Source organism: Thermus hydrothermalis (genome assembly GCF_022760925.1).
In the GTDB taxonomy this organism is placed as follows: Bacteria; Deinococcota; Deinococci; order Deinococcales; family Thermaceae; genus Thermus; species Thermus hydrothermalis.
The window spans coordinates 96,227-115,834 of sequence record NZ_JAKTNT010000006.1 but is presented as its reverse complement, the minus strand read 5'-3'; the positions used below and the strand labels follow the sequence as shown (position 1 = coordinate 115,834).

General features: G+C 67.6%; 19 protein-coding genes. 8 read left to right on the top strand and 11 right to left on the bottom strand.

All coding sequences use genetic code 11. The annotated features are described in order from the left end of the window. Positions 1-8: 8 nt before the first annotated feature. From clpB to dnaK, 5 genes are all read right to left on the bottom strand, one after another. Complete coding sequence (gene clpB, locus L0C60_RS05580; protein ID WP_234502971.1) at positions 9-2,573, bottom strand: ATP-dependent chaperone ClpB; 2,565 nt, start codon at positions 2,571-2,573, stop codon at positions 9-11. Between the two features lie 168 nt (positions 2,574-2,741). Continuing rightward, on the bottom strand, positions 2,742-2,978 hold the full coding sequence (locus L0C60_RS05575; RefSeq protein WP_234502973.1) for a chaperone modulator CbpM: 237 nt from the start codon (positions 2,976-2,978) through the stop codon (positions 2,742-2,744). Then, complete coding sequence (locus tag L0C60_RS05570) at positions 2,965-3,792, bottom strand: DnaJ C-terminal domain-containing protein (RefSeq protein WP_234502975.1); 828 nt, start codon at positions 3,790-3,792, stop codon at positions 2,965-2,967. The genes L0C60_RS05575 and L0C60_RS05570 overlap by 14 nt, the downstream gene beginning before the upstream one ends. Before the next feature lie 3 nt (positions 3,793-3,795). Then, positions 3,796-4,329, bottom strand: a complete 534-nt coding sequence (gene gprE, locus L0C60_RS05565) for a nucleotide exchange factor GrpE (RefSeq protein ID WP_234502977.1) — start codon at positions 4,327-4,329, stop codon at positions 3,796-3,798. A gap of 57 nt (positions 4,330-4,386) precedes the next feature. Then, positions 4,387-6,234, bottom strand: coding sequence for a molecular chaperone DnaK (gene dnaK / locus L0C60_RS05560; RefSeq protein ID WP_234502980.1), 1,848 nt, complete (start codon positions 6,232-6,234; stop codon positions 4,387-4,389). A 124-nt stretch (positions 6,235-6,358) separates the two neighbouring features. Between dnaK and ftsH the strand changes: the two genes are divergently transcribed. Beyond that, complete coding sequence (ftsH, locus tag L0C60_RS05555; RefSeq protein ID WP_234502982.1) at positions 6,359-8,236, top strand: ATP-dependent zinc metalloprotease FtsH; 1,878 nt, start codon at positions 6,359-6,361, stop codon at positions 8,234-8,236. 44 nt (positions 8,237-8,280) lie between these two features. Here ftsH and L0C60_RS05550 read toward each other — a convergent pair whose 3' ends face one another. The 4 genes from L0C60_RS05550 to L0C60_RS05535 form a co-directional block, all read right to left on the bottom strand. After that, positions 8,281-8,574: an HU family DNA-binding protein gene (locus L0C60_RS05550; protein WP_039456547.1), complete on the bottom strand. Its 294-nt coding sequence runs from the start codon at positions 8,572-8,574 to the stop codon at positions 8,281-8,283. 122 nt (positions 8,575-8,696) lie between these two features. Further along, complete coding sequence (locus tag L0C60_RS05545) at positions 8,697-9,332, bottom strand: lysophospholipid acyltransferase family protein (protein WP_234502983.1); 636 nt, start codon at positions 9,330-9,332, stop codon at positions 8,697-8,699. Positions 9,333-9,338: 6 nt separating this feature from the next. Next, positions 9,339-10,019 (bottom strand): endonuclease V, encoded by a 681-nt coding sequence (locus L0C60_RS05540; RefSeq protein ID WP_234502985.1) that lies wholly within the window; start codon positions 10,017-10,019, stop codon positions 9,339-9,341. After that, positions 10,019-10,891: an SIS domain-containing protein gene (locus tag L0C60_RS05535; RefSeq protein WP_243092596.1), complete on the bottom strand. Its 873-nt coding sequence runs from the start codon at positions 10,889-10,891 to the stop codon at positions 10,019-10,021. The genes L0C60_RS05540 and L0C60_RS05535 overlap by 1 nt, the downstream gene beginning before the upstream one ends. Positions 10,892-10,910: 19 nt before the next feature. Between L0C60_RS05535 and L0C60_RS05530 the strand changes: the two genes are divergently transcribed. After that, complete coding sequence (locus tag L0C60_RS05530) at positions 10,911-11,672, top strand: class I mannose-6-phosphate isomerase (RefSeq protein ID WP_234502990.1); 762 nt, start codon at positions 10,911-10,913, stop codon at positions 11,670-11,672. Here the strand turns inward: L0C60_RS05530 and L0C60_RS05525 are convergent. After that, positions 11,653-14,259, bottom strand: coding sequence for an AfsR/SARP family transcriptional regulator (locus L0C60_RS05525; protein ID WP_234502992.1), 2,607 nt, complete (start codon positions 14,257-14,259; stop codon positions 11,653-11,655). The two genes, L0C60_RS05530 and L0C60_RS05525, sit on opposite strands and share 20 nt — an antisense overlap. A gap of 80 nt (positions 14,260-14,339) precedes the next feature. Between L0C60_RS05525 and aroA the strand changes: the two genes are divergently transcribed. Genes aroA through L0C60_RS05495 form a run of 6 tightly spaced genes read left to right on the top strand, consistent with a single transcriptional unit; the run spans position 14,340 to position 19,076 of the window. After that, positions 14,340-15,629 carry a 3-phosphoshikimate 1-carboxyvinyltransferase gene (gene aroA, locus L0C60_RS05520; protein ID WP_234502993.1) on the top strand — a complete coding sequence of 430 codons (1,290 nt, stop codon included), beginning with the start codon at positions 14,340-14,342 and terminating at the stop codon, positions 15,627-15,629. Then, positions 15,614-16,237 carry a (d)CMP kinase gene (gene cmk / locus L0C60_RS05515; RefSeq protein ID WP_234502996.1) on the top strand — a complete coding sequence of 208 codons (624 nt, stop codon included), beginning with the start codon at positions 15,614-15,616 and terminating at the stop codon, positions 16,235-16,237. Before aroA ends, cmk begins: the two co-directional genes overlap by 16 nt. A gap of 2 nt (positions 16,238-16,239) precedes the next feature. Continuing rightward, positions 16,240-17,022, top strand: a complete 783-nt coding sequence (locus tag L0C60_RS05510) for a CDP-alcohol phosphatidyltransferase family protein (RefSeq protein ID WP_234502998.1) — start codon at positions 16,240-16,242, stop codon at positions 17,020-17,022. Further along, the gene (locus L0C60_RS05505; protein WP_234503001.1) at positions 16,977-17,393 is read left to right on the top strand and encodes an NUDIX domain-containing protein; all 417 of its coding nucleotides are present in this window, start codon (positions 16,977-16,979) and stop codon (positions 17,391-17,393) included. The genes L0C60_RS05510 and L0C60_RS05505 overlap by 46 nt, the downstream gene beginning before the upstream one ends. Further along, on the top strand, positions 17,384-18,088 hold the full coding sequence (gene tmpR, locus L0C60_RS05500; protein ID WP_234503004.1) for a bifunctional dihydropteridine reductase/dihydrofolate reductase TmpR: 705 nt from the start codon (positions 17,384-17,386) through the stop codon (positions 18,086-18,088). The genes L0C60_RS05505 and tmpR overlap by 10 nt, the downstream gene beginning before the upstream one ends. A 10-nt stretch (positions 18,089-18,098) precedes the next feature. Continuing rightward, positions 18,099-19,076: a DHH family phosphoesterase gene (locus tag L0C60_RS05495; protein ID WP_234504103.1), complete on the top strand. Its 978-nt coding sequence runs from the start codon at positions 18,099-18,101 to the stop codon at positions 19,074-19,076. Here the strand turns inward: L0C60_RS05495 and L0C60_RS05490 are convergent. Further along, positions 19,054-19,602: a Uma2 family endonuclease gene (locus L0C60_RS05490; RefSeq protein WP_234503013.1), complete on the bottom strand. Its 549-nt coding sequence runs from the start codon at positions 19,600-19,602 to the stop codon at positions 19,054-19,056. The two genes, L0C60_RS05495 and L0C60_RS05490, sit on opposite strands and share 23 nt — an antisense overlap. Between the last annotated feature and the right edge of the window lie 6 nt (positions 19,603-19,608).

Below are 19,608 nucleotides of genomic sequence, written 5' to 3'. Positions count from 1 at the left end.
TCCCTCCTTTAGGCCTCTACCCGGGTGGCGGTGTGGAACACCAGGCCTTGGGGCGTGGCGTCCACCACCACCCGGTCCCCCTCCTTCACCTCCCCGGCCAGGATCTTCTTGGCCAAGGGGGTTTCCAGCTCCCGTTGGATCACGCGCTTCAGGGGCCGGGCGCCGAAGACGGGGTCGTAGCCCCTTTGGGCCAGGAAGTCCTTGGCCGCCTCGGTGAGCTCCAGGGTGATGCGCTTTTCCGCAAGCCGGGCCCGGAGGTTCCCAAGCTGGATCTCCACGATGGCCCGAATTTGCTCCTGCGAGAGGGGCCGGAAGACCACGATCTCGTCCAAGCGGTTCAGGAACTCGGGGCGGAAGTGCTTCTGCAAGACCCCGAAGACCTCCTCCCGGATCCTCTCGTAGGGCAGGCCCTTCTGGATGCCCTCGAGGATGAGGGGGCTACCCAGGTTGGAGGTGAGGATGATGACCGTGTTGCGGAAATCCACGGTGCGCCCGTGGCTGTCCGTGAGGCGGCCATCGTCCAGGATTTGCAGGAGGATGTTGAAGACGTCGGGGTGGGCCTTCTCAATCTCGTCAAAGAGGATGACGGTGTAAGGCCTGCGCCGCACCGCCTCGGTGAGCTGGCCCCCCTCCTCGTAGCCCACGTAGCCCGGCGGGGCCCCGATGAGGCGGGAGACGGCGTGCTTTTCCATGTACTCGGTCATGTCAATGCGCACCATGGCCTCCTCGGTGTCAAAGAGGGTGGCGGCCAGGGTCTTGGCCAGCTCCGTCTTGCCCACCCCCGTGGGGCCCAGGAAGAGGAAGCTCCCGATGGGGCGGTTCGGGTCCTTGAGCCCGGCCCGGGCGCGGCGGATGGCGTCGGCCACGGCCCGTATGGCCTCCTCCTGGCCCACCACCCGCTTGTGGAGCTCCTCTTCAAGCCGCAAAAGCTTTTCCCGCTCGCCCTCCAGGAGCTTGGCCACGGGGATGCCGGTCCAGCGGGAGACGATCTCGGCGATGTCCTCCTCCGTGACCTCCAGGCGGACGAACCTGGCGCCCCTTAGCTTCTCGGAAAGCGCCTCCACCTCGGCCTCGAGGCGGGGCAACTCCCCGTAGCGGAGCTCCGCCGCCCGGTTCAGGTCGTACTGCCTTTCCGCAAGCTCTATCTGCCGCCGCACCTCGTCCAGGCGTTGCTGCGCTTCGCGGAGCTTCTTCAGGATTTCCCGCTCCGCCTCCCACTCCGCCCGGAGCTTTTCTATCTCCTTGGTGAGCTCGGCGATCTCCGCCTCAATGGCCTTAAGGCGCTCCAGGGAGTCGGGGTCCTTCTCCTTTTTCAAGGCCTCCCTTTCAATCTCCAGCTGGAGCTTCTTCCGCTCCAGGGTGTCTATCTCCTCCGGGGCGCTTTCCAAAGCCATGCGGAGCCTCGCCGCCGCCTCGTCAATGAGGTCAATGGCCTTGTCCGGGAGGCGCCTTTCCGTGATGTAGCGGTGGGAGAGGACGGCCGCCGCCACGATGGCGGGGTCGGAGATGCGCACCCCGTGGTGCACCTCGTACTTCTCCTTGATGCCCCGGAGGATGGAGATGGTGTCCTCCACGCTGGGCTCGTCCACGTATACGGGCTGGAAGCGCCGCTCCAGGGCGGGGTCCTTCTCAATCTCCCGGTACTCGTCCAAGGTGGTGGCCCCGATGAGCCTGAGTTCGCCCCGGGCCAAGGCGGGTTTGAGCATGTTCCCGGCGTCCACGGCGCCCTCCGCCTTGCCCGCCCCCACCACGGTGTGGAGCTCGTCAATGAAGAGGATGATCTCCCCTTGGGACTGCACCACCTCCTGGATCACCGCCTTCAGGCGCTCCTCAAACTCGCCCCGGTACTTGGCCCCGGCCAGGAGGGAGCCCATCTGCAAGGAGATGATGCGCTTGCCCTTGAGGCCTTCGGGCACGTCCCCCTTGACGATGCGCTGGGCTAACCCCTCCACGATGGCGGTCTTCCCCACGCCGGGCTCGCCGATGAGGACCGGGTTGTTCTTGGTGCGCCGGAGGAGGATCTGGATGACCCGCCGGATCTCCTCGTCCCGGCCGATCACGGGGTCCAGTTTCCCCTCGGCGGCCATCTGGGTCAGGTCAATGCCGTACTGCTCCAAAGCGTTGTAGGTGCTTTCTGCGTGTTCCGTCTGCACGGTCTTCCCTCCTCTTAGGTCTTGTAAGGCTTTTTTCAGGGGCTCTAGGCCGGGAAGCCCCGGGGTGGCCTCGCTCAAGGCCAGGACCAGGGTGTCCAGGGCCACGAAGCGGTCCTTGAGCTCCGCCATCAGGGCCTCGGCCCGGTGGAAGGCGCCCGAGAGGCGGCTCGTGAGGTACTGCCCCCCTTCCGCCCCTTCCACCTTGGGTAGCCGGGCGAGCTCCCTTTCCTGGAGTTCCTTAAGGGCCTTGGGGTCGGCCCCCGCCTTTTCCAGGAGGCGCCAAGCCAGGCCCTTGGGGTCTTTGAGGAGAACCACCCAGAGATGGGGCAGGTCAATGGCCTGGTGCTTCATCTCCCGGGCCAGGACCTGCGCCTGGGCCAGGGCTTCGCGGGCAGCTTGCGTCCAGCGTTCCAGGTTCATGCCCCTTACCTCCTGCTAAGCTAAGCATATCACTTGACATAAATTGTGTCAAGAAGATTGAGAAGCGAAAACCCAAACCCGATCGGGCCGGCGTCGGGGATACGGAGAGAAGGGAGCGCTTTGTCTGGAGTTTAGCAGGAAAAGGGGGGTAAGGATGTCCCAGCGGACCTACCGCCTCTCTAGGATCTCCACCACCAGGGCGGCCCCGATGAGGTTGGCCCCGAGGTCCTTACGGATGCGCTCAGCCTTGGCCATGCGCTGGAGGTCTTCTTGGCGGAAGTACCAGGTATCCCCCACCACCAAAGGCTCCACGAAGCCGATCTCCACGTAGGCCTGCACGGCGCTTAGGGTGAGGCCGTACTCCGCCAAGGCGTCCAGGGAAATCCACCCGCTACGCACGAGCATAGTACGCCTCCGCGAGCTTTTTCCAGAGGGCTTCTTCCTCGGGGGTGAGGCGCTCGGGGATGGTGAGGCGCACCTCCAGGTAGAGGTCGCCCCGGCCTGAAGGTCCGGGGAAGCCCTTGCCCCTTAGCCGTAGCTTCCGCCCCGCCTGGGTCCTTGGGGGGATGGTGACCTCCACGGGGCCTTCCAAGGTCTTTGCCCGCACCTTGCCCCCCACCACGGCGATGGGGGCGGGCACGTCCAAGGTGGCGTAGAGGTCTTGGCCCTCGAGGCGGAAGTAGGGGTGGGGGAGAAGGCGCACGTGGAGGAGGAGGTCCCCCGGGGGCTCCCCAGGGCCGCCCATCCCCGGCAGGCGGATCACGCTTCCCTCCTGCACCCCGGGGGGGATGCGCACGGAAACCCGGCGCCCCCCCACCTCCAAGACCTTTTCCCCCCCGTGGAAGGCCTCTTCCAGGGTGAGGGGAAGCTCGGCCCGCACGTCCCGGCCCCGCCTGCGTCCCCTACGGCCGAAAAGCCCCCCGCCGAAGAGCTCTTGGAAGAAGTCGGAGAAGTCCTCCACGTCAAAGCCCGAGAAATCGTATCCGCCGGGGGGTGGGGGTGGGGGGGCTTGGGTGGTGCCATAGGTATCGTAAAGCTTCCGCTTTTCCGGGTCGGAGAGGACGGCGTAGGCCTCGTTGATCTCCTTGAACTTCTCCTCCGCCTCGGGGCTCTTGTTGACGTCGGGGTGGTACTGGCGGGCCAGGCGCTTGTAGGCCCTCTTGATCTCCTCCTGCGTGGCGTTTCTCGGGACGCCCAAAATGGCGTAGTAGTCCTTCATGGCTTACTCCACGCCCTCTGCCTCCGGGCTTTTCTCCTCGCCCACCGCCACCCGGGCCGGGCGCACCAGGGCCTCCCCCAGGCGGAAGCCCCGCTGGAAGACCCGGGCCACCTTGCCGGGCTCCCCGGGCAGGAGGCCGATGGCCTCGTGGTACCGGGGGTCAAAGCGCTCGCCTTCCCCAGGCACCTCCTCCACCCCAAGCCCGGCCAGGATGCGGAAAAAGCCTTCCCGCACGGCCTTCACCCCTTGGAGGATGCTTTCTGGCCTGGCCTCGGCGAACTCCAGGGCCCGTTCCAGGTCGTCCAGGATGGGGAGGAGCGCCCGCACCGCCTTCAAAACCCCTTCCCGTTCCCGAAGCCTAAGCTCTTCCTCCATGCGCTTGCGGTAGTTGTCAAAGTCGGCGAGGAGGCGGAGGTACTGGTCCTTGAAGCGCTTAAGCTCTTCCTCCGCCGCTTGGAGGCGGCTTTCTAAAGCTTCCGCCTCCTTCTCCATCGCCTGGAGGTCTTGTTCTAGAGCGCTTTCTTTCCTCTCTTCCATCTTTCCTCCCGAGGGTGGGGGGCCCCGCCCGTGGGGGCGGGGCCTAGCGGTTTACCCCTACTCCGCCGGCTTGTAATCGGCGTCAATCACGTCGTCCGGGCCCTTGCCGCTTGCCGCCGTGGCCCCCTTCTCGTAGGCCTCCACCGCCTTCAAGAGCTCCTCCGTGGCCGCCTTGAGCTCGGGGTCGGGGGCGTCCCGCTCCACCAGTTCCTTGGCCTTTTGGATGGCCGCCTCGAGGCGGGCCTTGGCCTCGGGGGTACCCTGCTTCTCGGAGAGGACCCTTTCTGCTTGGACGCGGGCGGAGTCCAGGGTGTTCTTGAGCTCGGCGTGCTCCTTGCGCCGCCGGTCCTCCTCGGCGTGGCGCTTAGCCTCCTCAATGATGCGCTGGATCTCCTCTTCGGAGAGGGTGGTGGTGTTCTGGATGGTGATGGAGGCTTCCTTGCCCGTGGACTTCTCCCGGGCCGTGACGTGGAGGATGCCGTTGGCGTCAATGTCAAAGCAGACCTCAATCTGCGGCACCCCGGCGGGCATGGGGGGGATGCCCTCGAGGCGGAAGCGGCCTAGGCTCTTGTTGTCGGCGGCCATGGGGCGCTCGCCCTGGAGGACGTGGATCTCCACGGCGGTCTGGTTGTGCTCCGCCGTGGTGAAGATCTCGCACTTGCGGGTGGGGATGGTGGTGTTCCGGGGGATGAGGACGGTCATCACCCCGCCCTTGGTTTCCACGCCCAAGGACAGGGGGGTGACGTCCAGGAGGACCACGTCCCGCACCTCGCCCATGAGCACGCCCGCCTGGATGGCGGCCCCCATGGCCACCACCTCGTCGGGGTTCACGGAGCGGTTGGGCTCCTTGCCCAAGAGCTCCTTCACCACCCTTTGCACCGCGGGCACCCGGGTGGCCCCGCCCACCAGGATCACCTCGTCAATCTGGTTCGGGGAGAGGCCGGCGTCCTTCAAGGCCTGCTCCACGGGGCCCCGGAGGCGCTTCAGGAGGGGCTCAATGAGCTCCTCAAACTTGGCCCGGGTGAGCTTCTTCTCCAGGTGCAGGGGGGTCTTGCTGGCGGGGTCCAGGGCGATGAAGGGGAGGCTGATGGTGGTTTCCGTCATGCTGGAGAGCTCAATCTTGGCCTTCTCCGCCGCCTCAATGAGGCGTTGCAGGGCCTGGCGGTCCGCCCGCAGGTCCACCCCGTACTCCTTCTTGAACTCCTCCGCCACCCAGTTGACGATGGCGTGGTCCATGTCGCTCCCGCCCAGGTGGGTGTCCCCGGAGGTGGCCTTCACCTCAAACACGCCCTCGCCGATCTCCAGGATGGTGACGTCAAAGGTGCCGCCCCCCAGGTCAAAGACGAGGACGGTTTCGTTCCCCTTCTTGTCCAGGCCGTAGGCCAGGGCGGCGGCGGTGGGCTCGTTGATGATGCGCAGGACCTCGAGCCCGGCGATGCGCCCGGCGTTGGCCGTGGCCTCCCGCTGGGCGTTGTTGAAGTAGGCGGGTACGGTGATCACCGCTTTGGTGATCCTCTCCCCAAGCTTCTTGGAGGCGTCCTCCACCAGCTTGCGGAGGATCATGGCGCTGATCTCCTCGGGGGTGTAGAGCTTGCCCTTCACCTCCACCCGCACGCCGCCATCGGGCCCCGGGACCACCTTGTAGGGGACCCGCTTGGCCTCCTCCTGCACCTCCTCCCAGCGGCGGCCGATGAAGCGCTTGATCTCAAAGATCGTCCCCTCGGGGTTCAGGACCGCTTGGCGCTTGGCCATGCGGCCCACCAGGGTTTCCCCGTCCCGGAAGGCCACCACGCTGGGGGTCACCCGCTCGCCTTCGGCGTTTTCCAGCACCACGGGCTTGCCGCCTTCCATCACGGCGATGACGCTGTTGGTGGTGCCGAGGTCAATGCCCACTGCCTTTGCCATAGCTCACCTCTCAACCTCAAGCATAAGGCCTCCATTCTTTTCAGTCAAGAGAGTTGAGCAAGGTTTTGTCATAGTGCCGCGGGCTACCCTGAAGCCGGGCCTTGCGTGTACCCTAGGAGAAGACATGTCCCGGCTTCCTTTGAATTTCCTGGTTTTCGTCCTGGGCTTGCTCCTCCTGGCCTGGGCGTTTAGCTTGGCGGGCACCATGGGCAGCGCCGGCGGGGCGGTGAACTACACCACCTTCCTCGAGGACCTGCAGGCGGGCCGGGTCAAGGAGGTGGTGGTGCGCGCCGGGGACACCCGCATCCAGGGGACCCTGGTGGACGGGTCCACCTTCACCACCTACGCCGCAAGCCCCCCCGACAACGACACCTTGGAGGCCTGGATGAAGCGGGGGGTGAGCGTGCGGGTGGAGCCTCCCCAGGGGCAAAGCCCCTTGGGCTTCCTCTGGCCCTTGTTGCTGGTGGGCCTACTCATCGGGGCGCTTTTCTACTTCTCCCGCACGGGCAGGGCGGGGCCTTCCGATTCCGCCTTTAGCTTCACCAAAAGCCGGGCCAAGGTGCTCACCGAGGCCCCCAAGGTGACCTTCAAGGACGTGGCTGGGGCGGAGGAGGCCAAGGAGGAGCTTAGGGAGATCGTGGAGTTCCTGAAAAACCCGAGCCGCTTCCACGAGATGGGGGCCCGCATCCCCAAAGGGGTCCTCCTGGTGGGGCCGCCCGGGGTGGGGAAGACCCACATCGCCCGGGCGGTGGCGGGGGAGGCCAAGGTACCCTTCATCACCGCCTCGGGGTCCGACTTCGTGGAGATGTTCGTGGGGGTGGGGGCGGCCCGGGTGCGGGACCTCTTTGAAACGGCTAAGCGCCACGCCCCCTGCATCGTCTTCATTGACGAGATAGACGCCGTGGGCCGGCGGCGGGGCGCCGGGGTGGGCGGGGGGAACGACGAGCGGGAGCAGACCCTAAACCAACTCTTGGTGGAGATGGACGGCTTTGAGAAGGACTCCACCATCATCGTCATGGCGGCCACCAACCGCCCGGACGTCCTGGACCCCGCCCTTCTCCGCCCCGGCCGCTTTGACCGGCAGGTGGCCATAGACGCTCCGGACGTGCGGGGGCGGGAACAGATCCTGCGCATCCACGCCCGGGGTAAGCCCTTGGCGGAGGACGTGGACCTGGCCCTCCTGGCCAAGCGCACCCCCGGCTTTGTGGGGGCGGACTTGGAGAACCTCCTGAACGAGGCGGCCCTCCTCGCCGCCCGGGAGGGGCGGAAGAAGATCACCATGAAAGACCTCGAGGAGGCGGCGGACCGGGTGATGATGGGCCCCGCCAAGAAGAGCCTGGTCCTCACGCCCCGTGACCGGCAGATCACCGCCTACCACGAGGCGGGGCACGCCCTGGCCGCCCACTTCCTGGAGCACGCCGACGGGGTGCACAAGGTGACCATCGTTCCCCGGGGGCGGGCCTTGGGCTTCATGATGCCCCGGCGGGAGGACATGCTCCATTGGTCCAGGAAGCGGCTTCTGGACCAGATCGCCGTGGCCCTGGCCGGGCGGGCGGCGGAGGAGCTCGTCTTTGAGGACGTGACCACGGGGGCGGAGAACGACTTCCGCCAGGCCACGGAGTTGGCCCGGCGCATGATCACGGAGTGGGGCATGCACCCCGAGTTCGGCCCCGTGGCCTACGCCGTGCGGGAGGATACCTACCTCGGGGGGTACGACGTCCGCCAGTACTCCGAGGAGACCGCCAAGCGCATTGACGAGGCGGTGCGCCGCCTCATTGAGGAGCAGTACGCCCGGGTGAAGCGCCTTCTAGAGGAAAAGCGGGAGGTCTTGGAACGGGTGGCGGAAACCCTCTTGGAGCGGGAAACCCTCACCGCCGAGGAGTTCCAAAAGGTGGTGGAGGGCCTGCCCCTGGAGGAGGAAAAGCCCCAGGAACGGGAGGAAAGGGAAGCGCCCAGGGTGGTGCCCAAGATCAAGCCGGGCGGGGCCCTGGGCGGAGCGTAAAGGATAAACCCAGGGGGCTAAAGCCCCCTGGGGGAAGGGAATACTTACTTCTTGACCTTCTCCTTGAGGGCCTTGCCCGGCTTGAAGGCGGGGTACTGGGTGGCGGGGATCTTGATCTTCTCCTTGGTGCCGGGCTTCACGCCGGTGCGGGCCTTCCGCTTGCGCACCTCAAAGGTGCCGAAGCCGGTGAGCTGCACCTTGTTGCCGGCGGAGAGCGCCTCTTCCACCTTGGCCAAGAAGGCATCCACCGCCGCCTTCACGTCCTTCTTCTTGAGGCCCGTGGCCGAGGCCACCTGGTCCACCAGATCCGCTTTGGTCACCGTTTTCTTTGCTGCCATTCCTCACCTCCTTCCTCTTTTCCCTTCCGCAGGGACTATATCACGCCTCAAAGCTTTGGTGCAATAGCCTGACCTATTTCTATCGCCATATATAGCAATGTGTGATAACGAAAGCATTGGCTCTAGCGGTACTCGGGGGGGAGAAGTTCCCGTACCCTAGCCTCTATCTCCCGGGTGAGGGTTTCTAGCTCCTGGCGGGAAATCCTCTCGGCCCTTGGAACGGGAATGGGGTTGCCGTAAACCACCCGGATGGGGCGGCGCAGGCGGAAGAGCTTGCGGCCCACGGGCCAGGCTTTATCGGTGCCGATGACCGCCACGGGCACCACGGGGCTCCCCGTCCTTAGGGCGATGGCCGCTACCCCGGTCTTGAAGGGCTGGAGCTTGCCCGTGCGGCTTCGGGTGCCCTCGGGGAAGATGCCGAAGGCCATGCCCCTTTCCAAGGCCCGGAGGGCGCTCTTGATGGCGGAGAGGTCGCTCTGCCCCCGTTCCACGGGGATGGCGTAGAGCCGGGGGAGAAGCCAAGCGAGCACGGGAAGCTGGAAGACGTCGGCCCGGGCCAGAAAGCTCACGGGCCGCCGCACCCCGGCCCCGATGGCGATGGGGTCCAGGATGGAGAGGTGGTTGGCGGCCAGGATCACGGGGCCTTCCTGGGGCACGTTCTCTGCGCCCTCCGCCCGGTAGCCGAAGAGGGCGTGGAGGAGGAAGCGGCCCACATACCAAGCGGCCCGGTAGACGGGGTTGGGCTTGGAGGCTTCCACAGGGCTCTAGTCTAAGGCGGCCAGGGCCCGGCCCGCCTCCAGGTGGGCGAGCCGCAAGGGTTCGGGTAGGCGGAAACGGGTGGGTAGGCGGCGCACGAAGGCCAAGGCCTCTTCCAGGCCCACGCGGTGGCCTGGGGAGATGTAAAGGGGCTTTACCCCAGTGCGGCTCCGGTAGGCGTAGCCTATGGGGCGGCCATCGGGGGCGAGGAGGCGCACGGCGCTTCCCGCCTCCTGAGGGAGGGGTTTTTCCAGGCGGCCAAAGAGGAGGCTTTTGGCCACCCCCACGCTGGGGAGGTCCAGGTGGACCCCCAGGTGGCTGGCGATGCCCAGGCCCCGGGGATGGGCGATGCCCTGGCCGTCCACCAGGAGGACCTCGGGGGCCTCGGGGAGGGATTTTAGGGCCTCCAGGTAGGCGGGGGCCTCGCGGAAGGAAAGGAGGCCGGGCACGTAGGGGAAGAGCGCCTCTTCCGGTACCAGGCCCTTACCCACGAAAAGGGGGCCTTTTTCCAAATGGTAAAGGAGCGCCACGGCCACCAGGGGCCTCCCCCGCTTGTGGGAGGCGTCCAAGGCGGCGAGGAGCTTCGTGCCCTCCAGGCTTCCGGAAAGGACCACGCGCTTCGCGAGGGCCTTTTGCAGGGCGATGGCCGCCTCGAGGCTCTCCGGCCTGGGAAAGGGGGGCACCTCCATCAGGTGATCTCCCGGAGCCTTTCCAGGACCTCCTGGTCCGAGGGGTCGGTGCCGTAAAGGAGGGCGAGGTAGTAGGCGGTCCAAGCCAGGCGGTACCAGAGGGCCATGGCCTGGGCCAGGCGGCTTCCTTCGGGGAGGGGTACCTTGGCGATGGCGTCCACCCGGGTTTCCAGGATCTCCTTGGCCAGGGCCGAGGCCTCCCCTCCGCCCAAGAGGACCGCCGCTAAGGGGTCTCCCTGCTCGTGGCGGGCCTCGAGGCCCGTGAGGAAGAACTCCAGGGCGCTAAAGGGCGGGGTTAGGGAGAGGCTTTTCCCGATGCGGGCGAGGAGGCTTTGCGCCGCCTCCTCCAGGGGGCGGAAAAAGGGGCAATAGAAGAGGGGAAGCCTCTCCAAGAGGGTGTAGGCCAGGAACTTGGCGGGGTTTTCCTCCAGGGGCACCTCGGGGGTGAGGCGGCGCCTTTCCAGGAGGAGGGCCTCGTCCACCTCCTTAAGGGCCTTTTCCTCCCCCATGGCGAGGAGGAGGAAGCGCAGGTAGCGGTAGGGGCTCAAGGGGCTTGGGGGCAGGTAGACGTCCACGCCCGGGCGGAAGCCCACCCGCACCACCCTAACCCGCCCCGACTCCGCCAAAAGGCCCATGGCCGAGGCCTCCCCGAGGTCGTAGCCGCCTTCCAAGAGGAAGAGGGTGCCCGTTTCCGTCCAGTCGGGCAGGCCCAAGGCCTTGGCAGCGAAGTGGCCTTCCCCGTAGGCGAGGGCGGCGAAGGGGGCGGGGTAGGCCTCCTGGGGCACGGGCCCGGAGCCCACCAGGTCCCTAAGCTCCAGGGCTAGCCCTTGTCGGTCCACCAGATAGGTTTCCTCCCGGTCCAGGTCGCGCATACCCCTTATGCTAACCCCCATGCGGCCCTGCCCGCCCAAACCCGTGGCCCGCATCTGGGGGGGAAGCGCCTTGGGCTTCGGCCCTGGGATCGGGGAGGTGTGGCTTTGCGAGGCGCCCCTTTTGGTGAAGCTCTTGGACCCCGAGGCCTGGCTCTCCGTCCAGGTGCACCCGCCCCACGCCTACGCCCTGGCGGTGGAGGGGAAGCCGGGCAAGTACGAGGCCTGGTACGTGCTCGCCCCGGGGGAGATCGTCTACGGCTTCCGCCGTCCCGTGGCCCCTGCGGAGGTGGCGGCGAGGGCCAAGGAGGGCACCCTGGACGAGGTCCTGAACCGGGTACAGGTGCGGCCGGGGCAGGTGGTCTACCTCCCCGCCGGCCTGGTCCATGCCTTGGGGCCCGGGGTGCGGGTCTACGAGGTCCAGACCCCCTCGGACCTCACCTACCGGCTTTACGATTACGGCCGCCCCCGGGAGTTGCACCTGGAAAAGGCCCTGGCCGTGGCCCTCCTGGAGCCCGTGCCGCTTCCCGAGGTACGGCCTGAACCCGTGGAGGGAGGGGAAAGGCTCCTCGCCACCCCCTTTTTTGACCTCTTCCGCTATCCCTTGGCGGGGCGGCTTTCCTTGCGGGCGGAGGCCCCCCTCGTCCTTACCCTGCTTGAAGGGGAGGCGAGGCTTGGGGGTGAGGTCCTGAAGCCTCCCGCCACCCTCCTCCTCGAGGCGGGGGAGGAGGCCGGTTGGGAGGGGGAGGGGCTTCTCCTTGGGGCTAGCCCAAGAGGCGGCTAAGGAGGGCTTGTAGGCGGGGCGAAGGCCTTTCCCCAAGCTCCTCCCATAGCCGCTTGCGGTAGCTCTCCAAAAACCTTAGGGCCCGGGCCCTCTGCCCCCTTTGGAGGCAGGCTTCCACCAAGGGAAGGAGGGCCTCCTCGTCCAGGGGGTCTAGCTCCAGGAGGCGCTCCAGGTAGGGGGGTTCGCCCTTTTGCAGGAACAGGGCCCGTACCCGGTGATAGACCTCCTCCCGCTTCCGGTCCAAGAGGGGGTGGTCCAGGCCGGGGAAGAGGGGTTCGCGGTAGAGCCTGAGCGCCTCCTCGGCCCTTTCCTCCGCCAAAGCCCTTTCCAGGGCGAAGAGGTCCGCCTCCACCCGAACGAGGCCCTCCTCCTGGAGGTAGGTGGCCACCCCCCAGGGCTCCAGGGTTTTGCGAAGCCGGGCAAGCCACACGTACAGGTTGTTGAGGGCGGCCTCCTCGGGCAGGTCGGGCCAGAGGGCGAAGGCCACCTCCTCCCGGGGAAGCCCTAGGAGGAGGAGGGCGAAGACCTCCTTGGCCTTCCCCTTGAGCTCCACCGGCCCCAAGGGGCCTTCTATGCGGAACCTTCCCAGGACCTCCACCCGTAACGGGGGGATCTCGGCGTGGCGGAGGAGGAGGGCCTCCTTCCACCCCGAGCGCAGGACCTCCTCCAAGGGGTAGGCCCGGGCGAGTTCGGGCTGGTTCCGGGGAAGGCGTTCTAGGGGGATGAGCCCGGGAAGGAGGCGCCCTCCCGCTTGGGTGAGGGCGAGGAGGGCTTGGAGGTCCTCCTCCTTCCCCAAAAGGCGATAGCGGGCGGCGTGCCAGTAAAGCCGCTCCTCCCGTTCCTCGGGATAGGGGGGGAGGAGGCGGGCATCCCCCTTCAGGAGGGCCAGGGTGAGGCGGGGGAGGAAGCCCTCCAGGCCCTCCACCAGGCCCGGGTCCCCCTGGACCTCCGCCCACAGGGCCCTTCCCCGGGCCACCAGGTAGGGGTTTTCCCATAGCTCCGCCTGGGCTACCAGGCGGGCCAGGGTTTCCGCATCCCCTTCCAGGTGGGCGAGGAGCATCTGGGCCTCGAGGGCGGCCAAGGGGTTCCCGGGGGCCTCCGCCGCCTGGCGGAAGTAGGCCTTGGCCCTCTCCCGTTCCCCGAGGAGGAGGTAAAGCCGCCCCAGGTCCCGCAGTTGGCCGGGGCGGTTGGCGGGGTGGGCCTTCTTCAGGGCCTCCTCCAGGGCGGCCATGCGCCCCAGGAAGTCCCCTTGGAGCTCAAAGCGGAGGAAGGCCAGGTTGGTGAGGGGGGCGATGCGGTAGGGGCTTTCGGGGGGCAGGCGCCTTAGGGCCTCCTCCAGGAGCCCCATGGCCTCCTCGGGCTTCCCCTCCTCGTAGGGCACGCGGGCCACGTCGTTGAGGAAGCGCCCCGCAAGCTCCCCGGGCACCCTTTCCAAAAGGGCGAGGCCCCTCTCCAGATAGGCCCGCGCCCGGGGGAGGTCCTTTCCCAGCATGGGCTCGGCCAGGTAGTAGGCGAGGTGGCCCATGGCGATTAGGGCGAGCCTGGGGTCTTCCGCCTCCACAAGCGCTTCCAAAAGGGGGAACCCCTCCTTCTTGCCGCACTGGAGGAGGGCTTCCCCCAGGCGTAGCCTCGCCCGCTTTCCCCCCTTGCGCAAAAGCCCCTCCCAGGCGACGAGGCGCTCCGCCGGGAGGTTGATGGGGATGGGCTTTTCCATAAGGGCGAGGAGGTCTTCCGTGAGGCCCGAGGCGAAGTAGGCCTCGGCCAAAAGCTCTGGGGGAAGCCTTCCCTCTGCCTCCCGCACCGCCTTCTGTACCTCGGGGAGGAGGCTTCGCAGGGCCATCTCCCGCATGAGGTCGTGGAGGCGGAACCCCTCTGGGGTAAGCCGCAGAAGCCCTTTTTGGAAAAGGCTTTCCGTTTCGGGGGTGGCGTGGGCTTGGGGGAGGAAGGGGAGGGCGGCCAGGAGAAGCCCTTCGCGGAACTCCCCTTCGCTCAGGCTTTCCCTTAGGCCCTGGAGGAGGGCCTCCGCCTCCGGGGGCTTCCCCGTGAGGGCGGAGAGGAAGAGGGGCAGGGGCCACCCCCCCGTGGCCCGGTGGGCCTCCTCCCAGGGCCCCCGGCCCCCAAAGAGGGCCTTGGCCTCCTCGAGGGTGAAGGCGAGGTCCTCGGGCCCCAGGCGCAGAAGCCTGCCCTCGGCCAGGAGCTTGGGGAGCTCGGGGTAGGGGAGGGGCTTGCGGCTCGCCAGGACCAGGAGGCAGGGGAGGGTGCGGAGGAGGGGGGAGAGGGCCTCCTCCCCGGTGAGGTCCTCGAGGACCACCAAGGTAGGCTCGGCCCTTAAGGCCTCCAGGATGACCCCCCAAGGGGCCTCTTCGGGTAGGCCCAGGCCCCTCGCCAAGAGGGCCCGGGGTTCCCCTAAGAGGGCGCTTCCCCAAAGGGTGCGCATCCCAAGCCGTGCGGAAAGTTGCCCGGCCAAGACGCTTTTGCCGAAGCCCGCCGGGGCCTGCAGGAGAACGGCGAAGCCCACCTCCTCGGGGAGCAGGTCCAAAAGGCGGGCCCTTTCCAGGTACACCGGGCTTTGCCAGGCCAGGGCCATGCTTGTCCCCCATTCTAGAAAAGCCCCCCCTTTCTTCCAAGCCTTGACCGAAGGCCCCCTCCCGCCCAAGACTAGGGGGCATGGACCGCGCCCACCTGGACCTTAGGCCCTGTGGCCCCTTGCGGGGGGCCTTGAGGGTGCCCGGGGACAAGTCCGTGACCCACCGGGGCCTCATGCTCCTCGCCCTGGCGGAGGGAGAGGGAAGGCTTTTTTACCCCTTGAAGGCCGGGGATACCCTCTCCACCGCCCGGGTCCTGAAGGCCTTGGGGGCGGAGATCGTGGAGGAAGGCCCGCACTTCCGCGTGCGGGGCCGGGGCCTTCGCCTCAAGGAGCCCGAGGACGTCTTGGACTGCGGGAACGCCGGGACCCTCATGCGCCTCCTCCTGGGCATCCTGGCGGGGCAGGAGGGGGTCTTTGCCGTCCTAACCGGGGATAGTTCCCTCCGCCGCCGCCCCATGGGCCGGGTGGTGGAGCCTTTGCGGGCCATGGGGGCCCAGGTGGACGGGCGGGAGGGGGGGAGAAGGGCCCCTCTGGCGGTGCGGGGCGGTCCCTTGCGGGGCATCCGCTACGCCCTTCCCGTCCCCAGCGCCCAGGTAAAGAGCGCCCTCCTCCTCGCCGGCCTCTTCGCCGAGGGGGTCACGGAGGTGGAGGAGCCGGTCCCCACCCGGGACCACACGGAAAGGCTCTTCCGCCATTTCGGCCTGCCCCTGAGGGTGGAGGGGAACCGGGTCCAGACCGAGAAGGCCTCCCCCTTTCCCGCCAAGGACCTCCTGGTGCCGGGGGATTTCTCCTCCGCCGCCTTCTTCCTGGTGGCGGCCCTCATCGTCCCGGGCTCGGAGGTGGTGGTGGAGGGGGTGGGCCTAAACCCCACCCGCACGGGGCTCTTGCAGGTGCTTTCCTCCATGGGGGCCGACCTGGAGTGGCAGGTCCTGGAGGGGGAGGCGGGGGAGCCCGTGGGCTACGTCCGGGCCCGGTATAGCCCCCTCAAGGGGGTTTCCGTGGACCCTGGCCTCATTCCCCTCATGGTGGACGAGGTGCCCGTTCTGGCCGCCGCCGCCGCCTGGGCGGAGGGGGAGACCTTTATCCCCAACCTTTCCGAGCTCAGGGTGAAGGAGTCGGACCGGGTAGCCGCCATCGCCCACAACCTGCGGGCCTTGGGGGTGGAGGTGGAGGAGGGCCCGGACTGGCTCCGCATCCGGGGGGGTGGGGTGCGAGGGGGAGAGGTGGAGCCCTTCCACGACCACCGCATCGCCATGGCCTTCGCCGTGGCGGGCCTCCCCGTGGGCGTGCGGGTCCACGAGCCCGAGTGGGCGGAAATCTCCTATCCCGGCTTCTTCCGGGACCTCCTTGGGCTATGCGGGGGATCGTGACCCTAGACGGGCCTTCCGCCTCCGGGAAGAGCTCCGTGGCGAGGCGGGTGGCGGAGGCTTTGGGGGTGCCCTACCTCTCTAGCGGCCTCCTCTACCGGGGGGCGGCCCTTTTGGCCCTGAGGGCCGGGGTGGACCCCAGGGACGAGGAGGGGCTTCTGCGGCTTCTTGGGGCCCACGAGGTGCGCCTCGTGCCGGGGCGGGAAAACCGGGTCTTGGCGGACGGGGAGGACCTCACGCCCTTCCTCCACACCCTCGAGGTGGACCGGGTGGTCTCGGAGGTGGCCCGCCACCCGGGGGTGAGGGCCTGGGTGAACGCGAGGCTCAAGGAAGTGCCCCCGCCCTTCGTGGCCGAGGGGCGGGACATGGGCACAAAGGTCTTCCCCGAGGCCCCCCACAAGTTCTACCTCACGGCAAGCCCCGAGGTTAGGGCGAGAAGGCGGGCCAAGGAGCGGCCCGAAACCTACGAGGCGGTGCTCAAGGACCTCCTGGAGCGGGACGAGAAGGACAAGGCCCAAAGCGCCCCCGCTCCCGACGCCTTGGTCCTGGACACCAGCGGGATGACCCTGGACGAGGTGGTGGCCTGGGTCCTGGAGCACCTTAAGGACTAGCCATGGTGCCAGGGGCGAAGGAAAGGCCGGTGCAGGAGTTCTTAAACGCCCTCCTCTTCCGCCCCCTGGCCCACCTCCTGGTCCGCCTCCTCCTCCCCACCCCGGTGCGCCCCCACCATTTGGTCCTCCTCCACACGGGCCTCGTCCTCCTGGCCGCCTGGCTCCTTTACCAGGGCGAGGACCTTTGGGCCGCCTCTCTCCTCCAGCTCAAGACCGTTCTGGACAACGCCGACGGGCAGCTTGCCCGGCTTAGGGGGGAGGTGAGCGCCTTGGGCCGCTACCTGGACACGGAGATGGACTTCCTGGGCAACCTCGCCCTCTTCCTCGCCCTGGCCCTGCGCACGGGGGAGGTGGAGCGAGCCGTCCTCGCCTTCCTCGTCTTCACCCTGGTCCAGTCCTTTGACTTCAACCTGGAAAGGCTTTACCGGGAGGCGCGGGGGCTTCCCCTTCCCCTTGAGCCGGAGGGCCCGGAAACCCCCTTCCTCCGCCTTCTCCGGGGGGTTTACGCCCTCCTCTTCCTTCCCCAGGACCGCGCCATCCGGGCCTTGGAGGTTTCCCTGCAAAGGCGCTTGGGCCTGGACCCCGTGCGTTTTTGGGACGAGGGGGCTTTGGCGGGGGTGGTGAACCTGGGGCTTACCACGCAGCTCCTCTTCCTCGGGGTTTTCCTCGCCTTCCACCAGCCTGGGGCGTACCTCACCTTTGTCCTCCTCCAGGCCCTGTATCTTGGCCTTGGGTACGTATGGAGGATCGTCCGCAGTATCCCATCCCCACGGTGGGGGCCTTAGTGGCGCAAGGGGACAAGGTGCTCTTGGTGCGCACCGCCAAGTGGCGGGGGCTATGGGGGGTGCCGGGGGGAAAGGTGGAGTGGGGCGAGCGCCTGGAGGATGCCTTGAGGCGGGAGATACGGGAGGAGGTGGGGTTAGCGCTCCAGGAGGTCCGGTTCCTCCTGGTGCAGGAGGCCCTCTTTAGCCCGGAGTTCCATAAGCCCACCCACATGCTCCTTTTCAACTATGTCGCCCAGGGGGAAGGGGAGGTGCGGCCGGGCGAGGAGATCCTGGAGTGGGCCTGGCTTCCCCCGGAGGCGGCCCTCGCCTACCCCCTCAACACCTTCACCCGGAGGCTTTTGGAAAGGTACCTGGAGGGGCCATGCGGGTAGCCCTGGTCACGGGAAGCGCCAAGGGGATTGGCCGGGCCATCCTCCTGGCCTTGGCCAAGGAAGGGTTCAACGTGGCCGTGCACTACCGCACCTCCGAGGGCCTGGCGGAGGCCACCCGGAAGGAGGCGGAGGCCCTGGGGGTAAAGGCCATCAAGGTGCGGGCGGACCTCACCCGGGAGGAGGAGGTGGCGGGCCTGGTGGAGGAGGTGCGCTACCACCTGGGGGGGATTGGGGTCTTGGTGAACAACGTGGGGGACTACCTCTACAAGCCCATTGAGGAGGTGGGCCTCGAGGAGTGGCGCTGGATCATGGACACCAACCTCACCGCCACCTTCCTCCTCACCCAAAGGGTCCTCCCCCTCATGGTGGCCCAAGGCTACGGGCGCATCGTGAACTTGGGCTACGCCGGGGCCACCAACCCCATCGCCCGGCCCCACATCACCCCCTACGCCATCGCCAAGATGGGGGTGGTTCTTTACACCAAGGCCATCGCCAAGCGCTTCGCCCAGGCGGGGATCACCGCCAACGTGGTGGCCCCCGGGGTGGCGGAGAACTCCGTTTCCAAGCCCCTCCAGGAGATCCCCATGGGGCGGCTCGCCCTCCTAGAGGAGGTGGCCCGGGCGGTGCTCTTCTTCGTCCGGGAGCCCTACCTCACGGGGCAGGTCCTCGAGGTGGCGGGGGGGTGGAACCTGTAGGATGGGCTTCGTGGACGGGAACGCTCCTGACCCCAAGTACTGGGAGAAGATGCGGCTTGTGGCCGAGGTCCTGAAAGCGGTGGAGGGCCCCATCTACATCGCCACCCACGTGGACCCCGATGGGGACGCCATCGGTAGCTCCTTGGGGCTTTACCGGGCCCTCAAGGCCTTGGGTAAGGACGCCCGCTGGGTGGCCGAGCCCCCCCGCTTCCTCCGCTTCCTCCCCAAGGAGGAGGAGTACTCCGACCCCGTGGAGAAGCTTCCTCCCGGGGCCACTTTGGTGGCCTTGGACAGCGCCGAGCCCTCGAGGGTGGTGGGGGTGCCGGTGGAGGGCTTCGTCATCAACATTGACCACCACGGCACCAACCCCCGCTTCGGCCACCTCCACGTGGTGGACCCCTCCAAGGCGGCCACGGCCCAGATGGTCAAGGACCTCATTGACCTCCTGGGAGTGGCCTGGACGGCGGAGATCGCCACCCCCGTGCTCACCGGCATCCTCACGGACACCGGCAACTTCCGCTTCGCCAACACCACCCCCGAGGTGCTCCGGGTGGCGGCGGAGCTCGTGGGCTACGGGGTGAAGCTCGCCGAGCTCACGGACCGCCTCCAGTTCCGCCCCCCCTCCTACTTCCGCCTCATGGGCCAGGTGCTCTCCACCGTGGCCTTCCACTTCGGGGGGCTCCTCGTCACCGCCCACCTCCCCGAGGAGGCGAAGCGGGAGGAGGAGGACTCCGACGACTTCGTGGGCCTCATCCGCTACGTGGAGGGGAGCGTGGTCTCCGTCTTCCTGCGCAAGCGGGAGGAGGGGGTGAAGGTGTCCATCCGTTCCCGGGGCGGGGTTTCCGCCCAGAACATCGCCCTGAAGCTTGGGGGCGGCGGGCACGTGCCCGCCGCCGGGGCCACGCTTAAGGGGGTAGACCTGGACCGGGCCTACGAGCTCGTTTTGGAGGCAGTCCAGGAGGAGCTTAGGCGGGCGGGGTACCTCTAGGAGGATCAAAGGGGAAGGGTGGGTCGCCCAGGAGGAGGGGCGCCACCGCTTCCCCCAGCTCCAGGAGGAGGCGGAGGCGGTAGCGGCTGCCCTTGGGCTCCCGGTGGACCTCCAGGGTATCCGTTCCCACCAGCCAGACCTCGGGGATGCCGGCCTGGGCGTAAAGGGGGAGCTTCACCCCTTCGTCCAGTTCCCGGGTGGAGGGGCTTACCTCCACCAACAATAGGACGTCCTCGGGCTGGGGGAGACGGGTTCGGTAGAAGTCTTCCCGGGGACGGAGGAGGGCCAGGTCGGGTTGGGGCAAGGAGGTGGGGGAGAGAAGGAGAGGGTTTTGCACGTAAACCAGCGCCCGGTCCCCGTAGTAAAGCTCTAGGCGTTTGGCTAGGTAAGTGACCAAGCCGGCGTGTTCGCTACCAATGGGGGCCATCTCGTACACCTCGCCGTCCAGAAGCTCCAACCGCACCCCTTCCGGAGCCTTTTCCAGAAGGGCTTGGAACTCCTCGAGGCTCAAACGGTGCCGGATCACCCTTCC

Bases quoted from the DNA above. Each gene is read 5' to 3' on its own strand.
- L0C60_RS05525 (WP_234502992.1), bottom strand. From the start codon at position 14,259: ATGGCCCTGGCCTGGCAAAGCCCGGTGTACCTGGAAAGGGCCCGCCTT.
- L0C60_RS05570 (WP_234502975.1), bottom strand. From the start codon at position 3,792: ATGAAGGACTACTACGCCATTTTGGGCGTCCCGAGAAACGCCACGCAG.
- L0C60_RS05535 (WP_243092596.1), bottom strand. From the start codon at position 10,891: ATGCGCGACCTGGACCGGGAGGAAACCTATCTGGTGGACCGACAAGGG.
- aroA (WP_234502993.1), top strand. From the start codon at position 14,340: ATGGACCGCGCCCACCTGGACCTTAGGCCCTGTGGCCCCTTGCGGGGG.
- dnaK (WP_234502980.1), bottom strand. From the start codon at position 6,234: ATGGCAAAGGCAGTGGGCATTGACCTCGGCACCACCAACAGCGTCATC.
- L0C60_RS05575 (WP_234502973.1), bottom strand. From the start codon at position 2,978: ATGCTCGTGCGTAGCGGGTGGATTTCCCTGGACGCCTTGGCGGAGTAC.
- tmpR (WP_234503004.1), top strand. From the start codon at position 17,384: ATGCGGGTAGCCCTGGTCACGGGAAGCGCCAAGGGGATTGGCCGGGCC.
- clpB (WP_234502971.1), bottom strand. From the start codon at position 2,573: ATGAACCTGGAACGCTGGACGCAAGCTGCCCGCGAAGCCCTGGCCCAG.
- L0C60_RS05550 (WP_039456547.1), bottom strand. From the start codon at position 8,574: ATGGCAGCAAAGAAAACGGTGACCAAAGCGGATCTGGTGGACCAGGTG.
- L0C60_RS05530 (WP_234502990.1), top strand. From the start codon at position 10,911: ATGCGGCCCTGCCCGCCCAAACCCGTGGCCCGCATCTGGGGGGGAAGC.
- cmk (WP_234502996.1), top strand. From the start codon at position 15,614: ATGCGGGGGATCGTGACCCTAGACGGGCCTTCCGCCTCCGGGAAGAGC.
- ftsH (WP_234502982.1), top strand. From the start codon at position 6,359: ATGTCCCGGCTTCCTTTGAATTTCCTGGTTTTCGTCCTGGGCTTGCTC.
- L0C60_RS05505 (WP_234503001.1), top strand. From the start codon at position 16,977: ATGGAGGATCGTCCGCAGTATCCCATCCCCACGGTGGGGGCCTTAGTG.
- L0C60_RS05510 (WP_234502998.1), top strand. From the start codon at position 16,240: ATGGTGCCAGGGGCGAAGGAAAGGCCGGTGCAGGAGTTCTTAAACGCC.
- L0C60_RS05540 (WP_234502985.1), bottom strand. From the start codon at position 10,019: ATGGAGGTGCCCCCCTTTCCCAGGCCGGAGAGCCTCGAGGCGGCCATC.
- gprE (WP_234502977.1), bottom strand. From the start codon at position 4,329: ATGGAAGAGAGGAAAGAAAGCGCTCTAGAACAAGACCTCCAGGCGATG.